Annotated in this window: 13 protein-coding genes; 11 read left to right on the top strand and 2 right to left on the bottom strand. The window is 70.3% G+C overall.

From position 1 onward, the window contains the following. The first annotated feature begins 33 nt into the window (after positions 1-33). Genes HS104_38770 through HS104_38785 form a run of 4 tightly spaced genes read left to right on the top strand, consistent with a single transcriptional unit; the run spans position 34 to position 2,389 of the window. Positions 34-705: an LON peptidase substrate-binding domain-containing protein gene (locus HS104_38770; GenBank protein ID MBE7485904.1), complete on the top strand. Its 672-nt coding sequence runs from the start codon at positions 34-36 to the stop codon at positions 703-705. 52 nt (positions 706-757) lie between these two features. Next, complete coding sequence (locus HS104_38775) at positions 758-1,729, top strand: hypothetical protein (GenBank protein ID MBE7485905.1); 972 nt, start codon at positions 758-760, stop codon at positions 1,727-1,729. A 7-nt stretch (positions 1,730-1,736) separates the two neighbouring features. Continuing rightward, a complete protein-coding gene (locus HS104_38780; GenBank protein MBE7485906.1) occupies positions 1,737-2,243 on the top strand; it encodes a hypothetical protein in 507 nt (168 codons plus the stop codon). After that, positions 2,243-2,389, top strand: a complete 147-nt coding sequence (locus HS104_38785; protein ID MBE7485907.1) for a hypothetical protein — start codon at positions 2,243-2,245, stop codon at positions 2,387-2,389. Before HS104_38780 ends, HS104_38785 begins: the two co-directional genes overlap by 1 nt. A gap of 7 nt (positions 2,390-2,396) precedes the next feature. Here HS104_38785 and HS104_38790 read toward each other — a convergent pair whose 3' ends face one another. Further along, on the bottom strand, positions 2,397-3,365 hold the full coding sequence (locus HS104_38790; GenBank protein ID MBE7485908.1) for a hypothetical protein: 969 nt from the start codon (positions 3,363-3,365) through the stop codon (positions 2,397-2,399). Then, positions 3,362-5,557, bottom strand: a complete 2,196-nt coding sequence (locus HS104_38795; GenBank protein ID MBE7485909.1) for a hypothetical protein — start codon at positions 5,555-5,557, stop codon at positions 3,362-3,364. The genes HS104_38790 and HS104_38795 overlap by 4 nt, the downstream gene beginning before the upstream one ends. Before the next feature lie 182 nt (positions 5,558-5,739). Between HS104_38795 and HS104_38800 the strand changes: the two genes are divergently transcribed. The 7 genes from HS104_38800 to HS104_38830 are packed head-to-tail and all read left to right on the top strand — an operon-like array spanning position 5,740 to position 12,672. Next, positions 5,740-5,979: a hypothetical protein gene (locus tag HS104_38800; protein ID MBE7485910.1), complete on the top strand. Its 240-nt coding sequence runs from the start codon at positions 5,740-5,742 to the stop codon at positions 5,977-5,979. Beyond that, a complete protein-coding gene (locus tag HS104_38805; GenBank protein MBE7485911.1) occupies positions 5,976-6,560 on the top strand; it encodes a hypothetical protein in 585 nt (194 codons plus the stop codon). Before HS104_38800 ends, HS104_38805 begins: the two co-directional genes overlap by 4 nt. Before the next feature lie 58 nt (positions 6,561-6,618). Next, a complete protein-coding gene (locus HS104_38810; GenBank protein MBE7485912.1) occupies positions 6,619-7,869 on the top strand; it encodes a hypothetical protein in 1,251 nt (416 codons plus the stop codon). After that, on the top strand, positions 7,866-8,603 hold the full coding sequence (locus HS104_38815) for a hypothetical protein (GenBank protein ID MBE7485913.1): 738 nt from the start codon (positions 7,866-7,868) through the stop codon (positions 8,601-8,603). The genes HS104_38810 and HS104_38815 overlap by 4 nt, the downstream gene beginning before the upstream one ends. A gap of 13 nt (positions 8,604-8,616) precedes the next feature. Beyond that, complete coding sequence (locus tag HS104_38820) at positions 8,617-10,611, top strand: CBS domain-containing protein (protein MBE7485914.1); 1,995 nt, start codon at positions 8,617-8,619, stop codon at positions 10,609-10,611. Further along, positions 10,608-11,528 (top strand): succinylglutamate desuccinylase/aspartoacylase family protein, encoded by a 921-nt coding sequence (locus HS104_38825; protein ID MBE7485915.1) that lies wholly within the window; start codon positions 10,608-10,610, stop codon positions 11,526-11,528. The genes HS104_38820 and HS104_38825 overlap by 4 nt, the downstream gene beginning before the upstream one ends. A 4-nt stretch (positions 11,529-11,532) precedes the next feature. Continuing rightward, complete coding sequence (locus HS104_38830; GenBank protein MBE7485916.1) at positions 11,533-12,672, top strand: hypothetical protein; 1,140 nt, start codon at positions 11,533-11,535, stop codon at positions 12,670-12,672. The last annotated feature ends 2 nt before the right edge of the window (positions 12,673-12,674 follow it).

The following is a 12,674-nucleotide window of genomic DNA, read 5'->3' on the forward strand; positions in this document are numbered from 1 at the left end:
CAGCCCCGAAGGCCTCGTGCGACGCTAGGCCTCGTGACTCGGCCCGAAGCAGAGACCCCCCCGAGCTTCGAGGTCGCGCTCGCCGAGCTCCCGCTCTTTCCGTTGCAGCAGGTGGTGCTCTTCCCCGGCGCCAAGCTCCCGCTCCACGTCTTCGAGCCCCGCTATCGGAAAATGCTCGCGGACTGCCTCGGGTCGCACCGGACGATGGCCGTGGTCCTGGTGCCCAGCCCGCACCCGGTCGATCGCCACGGGCACCCGCCCATCGCGCCCGTCGCGGGCGCCGGGTTCGTCGTCGAGCACCAGGCGCTGCCGGACGGCCGCTCGAACATCTTGCTCGTGGGCAAGGCGCGGGTGTCGCTCGAGGAGCTGCCCTTCGAGGCGCCCTACCGTCGCGCCCGGGCGAAGCTGCTCCACGACGTGCCGACCGAGGTCTCTTCGGCCGACTTCTCGGCCCTGGCGCAGACGGCCACGGCGTTCGCCCACGAGGTCAGGAAGCGCGAGCAGCGTTTCTCGTTCCACCTGCCGCCGGCGGCCACGCCCGCAGAGCTCGCCGACGCCTGCGCGCAGCACTTGGTGATCGACGCCGACGCGCGCCAGCGAGCGCTGGAGACCCTCGACGTGCGCGAGCGCGTTCAACTCGTCACACACGAGCTGGTGTCGCAGACCGCCGCTTTGTCCGAGGCGCGCTCGGAGATCTTGAACTGAGCGAAGGGGCGACCGCGGTGCAGGCCTCCGCGATCGAGGATAGAGTCCCCTCATGACGACACCGTCCGCCGAGCTCGACCGGGTCGTGCGCCTCGTTCGCGCGAAGCCCGGCACGCCCGCCGCCGAGCACCTCGACCCGCTCACGGGTGGCGATCCCGCCGCCGTCCTCGACGCGCTCGTGGCGCTGAACGACGTCGCCGCCGCCGCGGGGGACGGCGAGCTGTATCACGCGGTGCTCTTCGCGTTCTTCGCGTTCGACGACGATCGCGCGTGGGCCTCCCCGAGGGCCTGGCTCGACGCCTGGCGCGCCGCGGGCGCGCCGGACAACCCCGGGAGCCCGCTTCGTCAAGGCGTCGAGGCGATGTTTCGGACGGGGCCCGCTGCGCGAGCTCTCGCGACGCTCGGACCGCACGTCGCCGACTTCCGAGACGGGAAGGGCCCGCGTCCGATCGCGGCCCGCGCGCTCGAGGAGGCGTATCTCTTCGCGCGACGCGGCGGGGCGCTCGATCCCGGATGGTTCGAGCTCGCGAGCTCCATGCTCGATGCTCACCCGGACCTCGCGCTGTCGCTCCGGCACATCGTCGCGCTCACCGATCACCCGCGGCGGCTCGACTTCCTGCTCGAGCGCGTCGAGCGAGGCGATGCGTGGCCTGGCGCCTACGAGGGCCTCGGTCGCATCGCGGACGAGCGCGCCGAGGAGGTCGTCCTGAGGGTGCTCGCCGAGGGTGCGGACGCCGACGCGCTCGAGGCGGCGCGTGGGCTCGCCCAGCGCGGCGCGAAGTCGCGCGCGCCGCTGGTGGTCGAGGCGGTGTGCCGGGTCATTCCGAACGCCGGTAAGGTCCGCGTCAACCTGAACCAGCTCCGCGACGCGCTCTTGCCCCTCGCCACGCCCGAGGACGCGCCGAAGCTCCGCGCGGCGGCGAAGCTCGCGCGCAAGGCCGAGGGCTTCGTCAGCGCGAAGGAGCGAACGGAATTCGCGCGCGACGTCGACGGGCTCGCGAAGCTGATCGCGGAGCGCGGGTGACCGGCGCGTGGCGGTGGTCGACCACGCCGCAGCGGCCCGCAGGTTGGCGGAGGCCCTCGACACGGCCTTTGGAGGGGCGCGCACCTGGCACGTCACGCGAGGCGCGCTCGACACCGTGATCGCGCTCGAGCAGGGCGCGCACCGTCGCCCGTTGGCCTACGTGCGCGACGCCGGAGGTCAGCTCGAAGTGTTGACCCCCGGCAGCTCCGACGGGCCCCGACGCTTCGTGCTCGACGACGACGTCGCCGAAGTCGTCGTCGCCGTCGTCGCAGCAGCGGCGACGCTCACGCTGTGGGATCTCGTGCCCGGGCGACGCTTCCGCCTGCTCACGCCGTTTCGCGGCCTCTCCGCCGGCGAGGAGCTCGCGCTGGTGTCGATCGAGGAGGTGAAGCCTTCGGGGCGCGACCTGTACCGCTTCGTCCGCAGCGCGGGCTCCCTCGATCTGTATTGCGATCGTCCGGAAGACGCCGCAGTGCTCGACTGCATCGACGAGCTCCTCGTGCCGATCGACTGATGGCCGCGCCGGGCCCGGAGGGCGAAGACTTGGAGCGCGAGGCGTGGAGCCTGTTCGAGAACCGAGCCGAGCTCGAGGAGCAGATGACAGCCGAGGTGAGGGCACGCCTGTATGAGGCGCACGGCGTCTTGGTCAAGCCGGCCTGACGCCGCCTCACTCCACCGTGACGCTCCGCTGCGCCACGCTCTGGTTCCCCGCCTGATCCGTGGCCGTGACGACCAGCGGGTGCGCTCCGGGCAGGAGCTCGGCGGTGTTCACGCTCAGCACCTGCTTGCCGCCGCCGAGGCTGCCGAGCGGGGTGCCACCGAGCGAGACGTCGACCCACACCGGGCCGCCGCCCGCGTCGCTCGACTCGATGATGATCGTCGCCACTCCAGCGAGCGCCGCGCCTTCGGCGGGTGAGACGATGGACACCAGGGGCGCGGTGGCGTCGATGTCCAGCGTGAACGACTCGGTCTTGGTGTTGCCGGCGGCGTCCGTCGCGACGAGCTTGGCCGCTCCCTTCTGCGCCGGTAGGCCCGCCATCGGGAACTTCACCAGGGAGTAGTCCCAGGTCTTGCCCAGCGTCTCGGGCCAGCCGGGCTCGAATACGTGGCTGAGCACCTGGCCACCGACCTCGAGGCGCACCTGCCCGAGGATCCAGGCGTCGCCGACCCAGAGCTCGAGCTCACCTTGGCTCGACACGACGGTCTGGCCCAGGACGATCTTCGGCGGCGTGAGGTCCACGAGCACGTTCGAGACGGTACGCGTCGACGACTTCCCGGTGGCGTCCCAGAGCATCACCGTGAGCACGCCGTAGCCCTCGCCCAGCTCTGGGCCGCCGATCTCCAGCGTGGCGAGCGAGCCCGACACGCTGCGCATCACCGGCTTCTGGAAGCTCACGTGAACCGAGGAGAGGTCGCCGTCGATGTCGGAGACCTTCACCGTCACCACGCCGCTCGGGCCGACGGGCGGGAATTTCGGGACCTGGATGTCGCCGATTACCGGTACGTGCTGCGGGTTCGCGGGAGGTGTCTGGGCGGGCTGCCAGGGCTCCCCTCGGTAGCTGACGTCCATCTCGAAGCAGCTCGCGGAACCCAGCGACAGCGCGGCGAGCACGGCGACGGTGGCCGGGCGGCTCATGGCGCGGCCCCCAGGGCGTGGACGCCGAGCAGCTTCGGCGGCAGCTCCGCCGTGGAGTAGATCAGGATCCCGCGGTCGGCGTCGCCCACGTAGAGGCGCGTGCCGTCGGCGGCGACGGAGGTCGCGACTCCGGTGAACGACTCGGTGTGGAGCAAGACCGCCGACGTCTTGGTGAGCGAGACCGTCAAAAGCGCGCTCTGGTAGACGCCGCGATCGGCCGTGACCACGAAGAGCGCGTCGCCGTGCGCCACCGCGTCCACGTAGGTGCCCGCCGGCAGCGCGAGCTTGGGCTCGTCGGCGGTGCCGGTGTGCAGAGTCAGCCCCGCGCGGGCACCGAGCGAGGCGATCTCCACCACGCCGTGCGCGGAGTCCGCGAGCAAGCGTCGCGGTAGGCCTTCGCGCCACAGGTTGGCGTCGAAGATCTCCGCGGCACCGAACACGCCGTTCGGCGGCAGATCCTCGGCCTTGCCGGCGGGGCCGATGCGCAGCGCGCGCTCCCACTCGGGCGCTGCCAGGAACACGCCGTCGCCCTTGGCGACGACCGCCGGCGGCAGCTCCGCGGGCCGGGGCGCCGGCAGAGTTGTCTCGACGCCCGCGGGATCGACGAAGCGCACTCCCTGCGGCAGAGCGATCACGACGTCGGAGTCGCGGGCGGACAGGCCGTGGGCGAAGAGCTTCGCGGCCACGAATTTCGGGGCGGCGAGCTCGACCCGGAGCTCCGTCTCGGTGGAGAAGGCCCAGCGCCCGTCCGCGAGCATGACGGCGGAGATGCCGTCCTTCACCTTCTCGGGCTCGCTCTCCAGCGCGAGCTGCCCGCTCGGGCTCGCGCTGAACACGCCGCCGCCTTCGCCGACCGCGATCACCCGCCCGCCGCCCGCGGCCAGATCGACGACCAGCCGCGGCTCGTCGTAGCGCCCGAGCTGGAGCAGATCGCTGCTCGCGCGCACGTCCACGGCGCGGGTGCCGATGCGCCGCGCGTCGCCGAACGCGTACACGACGTCGCCCGCCGGGAGCGTCTGCACGGGATCCTTCGAGGGCGGAGGCGGCGTCCAGAGATCGTGCCAGGGCAGAAGCTGCCACGGCGGCTTGGTGCTGCACGCATCGTCTCCGCTCGGCGTCGCCGGCATCACTGGCCAGAGCCACTTCGCGCAGGTGGGCGCGGTCGCGACGTCGAGGGCGCGCACGCCCCACTCGCCGGCTGCGGCGAACAGCCGATTGCCCTGCACTCGCACGCCGCTGACGTAGAAGGAGAGATCGAACGGCTCGGTGCACTCGCCCCGGAGCTCGGGGGCCGCCGGCTTCGAGACGTCCAGCTCGACCACGCCGTGGCGGCCCGCCGCGACGAACGCCGTGTCGCCCAGGAGCGCGACGTCGCGAGCCGGTGCGGTCAGGATCTCGGCCTCGTCGTAGGCGTCGAGCCAGCTCTGGCCGACGAGCTCGCCGGTTTGGAGGTGAACCACGGCGAAGGTGTCGCAGGCCGCCACGAACGCCTGCGAGGTCCGGGTCGCTACGCCCACCGCGAAGCCCGGCGTCGGCACCACGGTTAGCAGTTTCGGCGCCCCCGCGGGGACCGCCAACGTCGGCGCGAGATCGATCACGGCCAGGCCGGCCTTGCCCATTGCCACGACCGCGCGGTCACCTTCGATGAACACGTCGAGCGCCGGCCCCGGCAAGGGCAAGGCGGCGAACGGCGCCGGCACGCCGGGGAGCTTGGGCTCGAGCATCACCAGGCCCGCCTCGCCGCTCGCGATGACCAGCCTCCCGCCGTGGTTCGCGATGGCGACCGGGTGGCCGAGCCCCGCCACGACACCCAGCCGCTTGGGCTCGACTTGCTTCACGTCGAGCACCCAGAGCCGGGTCGCGTCCACCACGTAGAGCGTGTCGTCGATCAGGGTGCCGTCGCGGAACATCGGCGAGCGGAGCGCGTCGAGGTAGCCCGGGTCGTCGGTGTCCGCGCACATCTCGTCCACCAGCACCCACGCGAGCGTGCTGCGCCCGCAGTCGCCGGTCACCTCGATGCCCTTCCACTTGCTGCCCGTCGGTGCGGGCGTCGTCGGCGGCGAGGTCGGCACCCCCGGATCGGGCGGGCCACTTCCTCCGCCCATGTCGGCGCTCCCGCAGCCGCCCATCACCACGAAACCCACAGCCGCGCACACCTTCGCGCGCGCGCCCCAAGCGTGAGATCGAGCCATGATCCCTCCGTGCGCTCCCGCTGGCGCAGATGAAGAAAGCCCGAAGCGTCGCCAGCAATTCGCGTGCCTCGATCTCGCGCACGAGGCAGGTCACCGAGATCTGAAGCGATTGCGATCCCGGCACGTCGAACCATGTCCCCCGCGGCGTGACATCGCTGTCAGGGGCGGTAGAGTCCGACTGCGTGCGCGACACCAACCCGAAGGCTGAGGCCCGCTACTACGAGCTGCTCCGGCAGAGGTCCGCGGCCGAGCGGCTCGAGATGGCCTCGGCGCTCACGAACGCGGCCCGCGAGCTCGCGCTTGCCGGGATCCGCGAGCGCTCCCCGAACCTGACGGAACGGCAGCTTCGGGCCAAGCTCGCCGAGCGTCTGTACGGCCGAGAGGTGGCCACTCGGCTGTTCGGTGGCGAGAGCGGACGGTGAGCGCGACGCCTCACGATGATGCCATCTCGGTGGCGCTCCGCGTCGCTGCCGCGGTGGAGGCGGCGGGCGGCACCTACTTCGTCGGCGGAAGTTTGGCGAGCTCGCTGGACGGTGAACCGCGCTCCACGAACGAGATCGACTTCGTCATCGACCTTCCCGTCGGGAGAGTGGCGGCGCTGGCCGCCGCACTTGGACCTGACTTCGAGGTCGACGAAGCGATGCTGCGAGATGCCCTGCTGCACGGCACATGCGCCAGTGTCTTCTATCTGCCGTGGGTGCTGAAGGTGGATTTCTTCGGGAACGCTCATGGGGACTTCGACGAGTCGGAGTTTTCGCGTCGCCGGCGGGTCGAAGTACGCAGCGGCGCGAGCCTCTACGTGAAGAGCCCCGAAGACACGGTGCTGCGCAAGCTCGCCTGGTACCAGGCCGGTGGCGAGGTCTCCGAGCGCCAGTGGCGGGACGTTCAGGGCGTCCTCCGCGCGCACGCCGACGACCTCGACCAGAGCTACCTGGACGCGTGGTCGCGACGCCTGGGGGTCGAAGACCTGCTCGCGAAAGCCCGGCGCGAGGCTCTGGGCTGAATCCGCCGCGTTTTCCCGTGGCGCCGCGCCGGTTTTGGGCATAGGGAGGGGCCCGCCCATGGCCCAAGTCACCCGCAACATCGGCCTCTCTCTCGGCGCCGACATCTGCTGGCCCATCTGTTACGAGGAGATCGTCAAGAAGCTCGACTTGGCCATCGACTGGCAGGGCGACACGGTGGGGGTCGCGGTCGATCGCGTGACCATCGAGCCCTACGACCTCCGCCAGCCGTGCCGCTACGACGTCGTGCTCGATCGGCTGACGCACTGGTATTACACGAGCCGCGAGTGGATCAAGAAGGCCATCCTCATGGACGGCCTGTACGTGCTCAACAACCCCTGGGCCGTGCAGTCCATGGAGAAGCAGACGACGTACTGCGCCATGATGCACCTGGGCATGCCCATCCCCGACACGTGGATGGTCCCGCCGAAGAGCTACGAGCCGCTGCCCGACCTGAAGCCGACCTTGCAGAGCTACGCCAAGCTCTTCGACTTGGGCAAGGTCGGCCAAGCGCTCGGCTACCCCATGTTCATGAAGCCGTACGACGGCGGCGGCTGGAAGAGCGTGAGCCGCATCCCGGACGAGGCCACGCTGCGCGCCCGCTACGAGGAGAGCGGCAAGCTGGTGATGCACCTCCAGAAGGCCGTCGAGCCCTTCGACCGCTTCGTGCGCTGCGTGGGGCTCGGACCTCAGACCCGCATCGTGCGTTACGACCCGAGCGTGCCGCTGCACGATCGCTACACGATGGACCCGGAGTCGAAGTTCCTGTCGGCGGAGGACGCGAGCATCCTCCGGGACATCACCCTGACCATCAACGCGTTCTTCGGCTGGGACTTCAACTCGTGCGAGTCGCTCAGCAAAGAGGGCGTCTGGTACCCCATCGACTTCGCGAACCCGTGCCCGGACTCGCAGGTGACCAGCCTGCACTACCACTTCCCCTGGCTGGTCAAATCGAAGATCCGCTGGAGCGTGTTCTGCGCGGTGACCAAGCGGCCGTTCCGCATGAACCTCGACTGGGCGCCGTTCTACGCCATCGCCGCCGAAGCGGACATGCCCTACCGGGACAAGCTCCGCGCCTACGCGCGCATCGCCTCCGAGCGCTTCGAGACCGCGCGCTTCGAGGAGTTCTGCGCCAAGCACCTGTCGCACCTGGACGCCGTGGCCTGGGAGTTCTTCGGCACGCCCGCCGCCAAGGAGGCGTTCCGCAAGAAGACCGCGGCGCTCTACCCCGCCCACGAGGTCGAGCAGTTCACGGAGCTGTTCTGGCAGCGCGTGCAGAAGTGGCGCCAGGACGAGGAGGCGGCGAAGTGAAGGCCGTCGAACGCTGGCGCTCGCCCTGTGTGGAGCGCGAGGTCACCCTGGCGCGCTGGGGCACCTTCGGTCAGCCCGTGCTGCTCTTCCCGACCGCCGGCGGCGACGCCGAAGAGATCGAGCGCTTCCACATGATCGACGTGCTCCGGCCGTTGATCGACGCGGGCAAGATCAAGATCTACTCCTGCGACAGCGTGGCGGGTCAGGCGCTGCTCGGTCGCGAGGGCTCGGCCCGCCACCAGATGTGGCTCCAGAACCAGTTCCACTACTACATCAAGACGGAGGTCGTGCCGGCCATCCGCAAGGACTGCAAGAGCCCGGAGATCGAGGTCTGGGCCGCCGGCGCCTCCATCGGCGCGCTGCACTCGGTGGCGATGGTGTGCCGCTTCCCGCACCTGTTCACCCGCGCCATCGCCATGAGCGGCACCTACGACATCCGCCGCTTCTACGACGCCCGCCCCGACGAGTTCACGGACGAGTTCTGGGTCTCGTCGCCCATCCACTTCGTGCCCACGCTGGCCGGCCGGCACCTGGACGTGCTCCGGACCCGCTTCATCCTGATGCCGTCGGGCGAGGGCAAGGCGGAGGACATCGGCGAGTCCTGGGCCATGGCCAGCACTCTGGGCCGCATGGGCATCCCGAACCGCGTGGATCCCTGGGGCAGGGACTGGCACCACGACTGGGTGACTTGGCGCAAGATGATGCCGCAGTATCTTGGCGAGTGGACGAAGTGAGGCGGGGCAGGGGATGAGCAGCACGACGCGACCCCACAAAGACGTGGCCGAGAGCGACGCGCAGAAGCGCCGCGAGTTCATGCACGCCATCCTGGCGGATCTGCGCGCGCTCGAGCGCATGCTGAAGGAGGGCCTGTTCGAGTCCGGCGTGCGCCGCATCGGCGCCGAGCAGGAGATGTTCCTGATCGACCAGACCTGGGCACCGGCGCCCGGCGCGCTGGAGATCCTGAAGCGCCTGAACGACGAGCACTTCACCACCGAGCTCGGCATGTTCCAGCTCGAGGCCAACTGCGATCCGCAGCCACTGGGAGGCGACGGCCTGTCGCGCATGGAGAAGCAGCTCGACGAGCTGATGGAGAAGGCGCGCAAGGCCGCCGACGAGGTCGCGATGCAGCCGGTCTTGATGGGCATCTTGCCGACCATGCGCAAGAGCGACCTCGGCATGCACAACATGGTGCCGAGCCCGCGTTACCTGGCCCTCAGCAAGGTGATGCACGACCTGCGCGACGGAAAGTTCGAGTTCTCCATCAAGGGGCTCGACGAGCTGATCATCGAGCACGACTCGGTGATGGTCGAGGCGTGCAACTCGAGCTTCCAGGTCCACTTCCAGGTGGACGCGGACGAGTTCGCGCGGGTCTACAACGTGGCGCAGCTGCTGGCGGGGCCGATGATGGCCGTGTCCGCCAACTCGCCGCTCTTCCTCGGGCGCCGGCTCTGGGCCGAGACGCGCATCGCGCTCTTCCGCCAGGCGGTGGACACCCGCAGCCACACCTCCCACTTGCGCGAGAGCGAGGCCCGCGTCAGCTTCGGCACGCGCTGGGTCAAACAGAGCATCGTCGAGATCTTCCAGGAGGACATCGCCCGCTTCCGCGCGCTGGTCGGCACGGATCTGGACGAAGATCCGATGGCCGTCCTCGACCGCGGTGAGGTGCCGCTGCTCAAGGCGCTGCGCTTGCACAACGGCACCATCTACCGCTGGACCCGGCCTTGCTACGGCATCGCGGGCGGCAAGGCGCACTTGCGCATCGAGAATCGCATCATGCCGGCGGGCCCCAGCGTGGTGGACGAGGTCGCGAACGGCGCGCTCTGGTTCGGCCTGATGGCGGAGCTCGCCGCGCGGGGGCTCGAGGTGCACAAGCGCCTGGAGTTCGACCTGGCCGGCGCGAACTTCTACACCGCCGCTCGCGAGGGCCTCGGCGCCAGCTTCAACTGGCTGGGTGGCAAGGACGTCGCGGCCGTCCCGCTCATCCTCGACAAGCTCCTGCCCGTGGCGGAGGCCGGGCTCCGGCGCCACCACGTGGACGAGAAGGACATCAAGCGCTACCTGGGCGTCATCGACGCCCGCGTCCGCACCACCCGCACCGGCGCGCGCTGGCAGCTCTCGTCCTGGAACGCCCTGAAAGACAAGGGAACTCCCGGAGAAAAGGCCAACGCCCTGGTCGCGGCGACGGTCAAGCGGCAGCTCACGCGCCGGCCGGTGGCGGAGTGGGAGCGCGCCCGGCTCGACGAAGCCGCCGCTTCGCTTCACAACTACCTCAAGGTGGACCAGTACATGACCACCGATCTGTTCACGGTGCACGCGGACGATCCGGTGGAGATGGTGGTCATCTTGATGGACTGGGAGCGGCTCCGGCACATTCCGGTCGAGGACAAGGATCACAGGCTGCTCGGCCTGGTGAGCTATCGTTCGCTGATGAAGTTCCTGGCCGGCGGCGGCTCGACCAAGGACACCCCGGTCTCGAAGATCATGCGCCGCGACGTGAAGACGGTGACGCCGGAGACGGACACACTGGAGGCGCTTCGGGTGATGCAGCGCTTCCGCATCGGCTGCGTGCCGGTGGTGCAGGGCGATCGCCTGGTCGGTATCGTCAACACCGAGGATTTCATGCCCATCGCCCACAAGCTCATCGAGCAGAAGTTGGGCATCGGACCCGTACGCGAGCCGGAGCTCAAGAGCTTCGTGGACGTCAGCAGCCTGCTCGCCCCCACCCAGGAGGACGACCTGTGACCCCGCGACAGATCAACCGCATCGCCGGCAGCGAGCCCGGTCCCACGCTGATCATCATCGGTGGCCTGCACGGCAACGAGCCCGCGGGCATGGAAGCCGCGCGCATCGTGCTCTCGCGCCTGCGCCACGACAAGACGCCGCTCCGGGGCGAAGTCGTCGCGCTGGCCGGGAACCTGCGTGCGCTGGTGGCGCGGCGCCGCTATCTGGATCGCGATCTCAACCGCCAGTGGACCGAGGAGCGCGTGGCCGAGGCCCGTCGCGCCGTGGCAGGCGCCGGCGTGGACGGCGTCGAGGCGGAGCTGCACGAGACGGTGGAGCTCGCGGACGCCATCGACGCCATCATCGCCCGCGCCCGCGGGCCGGTGTTCGTGCTCGATCTGCACACCACCTCTTCGGAGGGCACGCCCTTCGGGGTGGTGGGTCCGACGCCGGAGCACCGGGCGTTCGCGGCGCACTTCGCGCTGCCCTGCATGGTCGGCCTCGAGGGCCAGCTCCCTGGAGTCTTGACCAGCTACATGGGTCGTCGCGGCTGCGTGACCTTCGCGGTGGAGGGCGGCCAGCACGACAGCGCCAAGGCGCGCGATCACCTGGTCTCGGCGGTCATCGTCGCGCTGGTGGCGAGCGGCGTGTTCGCCCGCGCGGACATGCCCGACTACGACGCCTCGAACGCAGTGCTGGAGAACGCCCGCGGCCAGCTGCCGAAGCTGATCGAGGTGCTCTCCCGCCATGCGGTGGCGCCGGATCACGACTTCCGGATGGAGCCGGGGTTTTCCACCATCCACCCGACCCTGGCGGGCACGCTGATCGCGCGGGACCGCCAGGGCGAGATCCGCGCGCCGAACGACTGCATCGTGCTCCTGCCGCTCTATCAGGCGCAGGGAGCGGACGGCTTCTTCGTGGGCCGCGCGCTGGACTAGCAGCATGCGGGGGTGGCTCCTGGTCGCTGCGCTCGGCGCGGGCTGCGCGGGCACTGAGCCGCCGCCCGAGCCCAAGGCGGCGCCGGCCAAGGTCGAGATCCCAGCGGCAACCGACAAGAGCGAGCCGTCGCCGCCGCTCGTCGACGAGGTGCCGGTGCTCCCGGAGGTGCGCGAGCCGGCGGACGTCGCTTGTCGCATCGTCGAGCCGGGCTGGAGCTACCCCACGCTGCGCCTGAAGGACGGCGGCGCGGTGTTCGCCAAGATAACGAGCGCCCCGACGAGCCTCGCCTTCGCTTCGGGAGAGCCCCGGGCAGCGATCGCGGTGTTCGACGACAAGAACGTGCTCTTGCGGGGTGTGGTCGCGCACAAGGACATCCGCATCTACACGCGAGCGGCGACCGCGCTGCGCGGGTTTCTGATCCCGAAGCGGCACACGGTGCTCGACTGGATCGGGGGCGGCGGCGGCAAGCTCCGGGTGGGCGTGGACGCGAAGGACGATCTGGTGCCGCCCACGCTGGTGGACGAAGAGCTCGGCTGCGACAAGCTCGGCCTGAACGTGCAGGATTTCGAGGCGAGAGATCAGGTGACCAAGCAGGCAAAGCTCCCGGAGCGGGAGATCGCCCGCGAGGGCGCCGAGCTCGCCCAAACTCGCGGCGGTGACGCGGTGGCTCGGCTCCGAGACGGGGTCCGAGTCGAGCTCGTGCAAGCTCAAGGCAAGCACTCTAAGATCCTCCGCGACGACTCCCGGTACGTCTGGTTCGGCTGGGTCGCGTCCGCCGACCTCCGCCCGCCACAGCTCGGCGCGGGGTACGGCACCGGTCACGGTCGCCTCGGCGGCCGGTACGTCAGCAAGCGCGGCGGTCGCAAGTGCGCGCGCGACCTCACGCTGATCGCGGAGGTGGGCAGCGAGCGCGCGGTAGTCGGCGTGTTGCGTCAGGGCGCGCCGTTCCTGGCCGAGAGCCTGCCCAAGGAGCAGCCCGAGAGCGCCGGTCCGCCCCCGCGCTCGAAGCGCCGGGAGCTCAGCTTCGTGCCCATTTCGCTGCCCCTGACCCGCTGGCTCGAGCCGGTGGAGGGGGCGCGCGTGCTGGTCCTCGAGGAGGAATTCAAGCAGTGCGATCCCCCGCCCGCGCCGCCGGCTCCCTGAGT

It is taken from the genome of Polyangiaceae bacterium (assembly GCA_015075635.1).
GTDB lineage: Bacteria > Myxococcota_A > Polyangia > Polyangiales > Polyangiaceae > JADJKB01.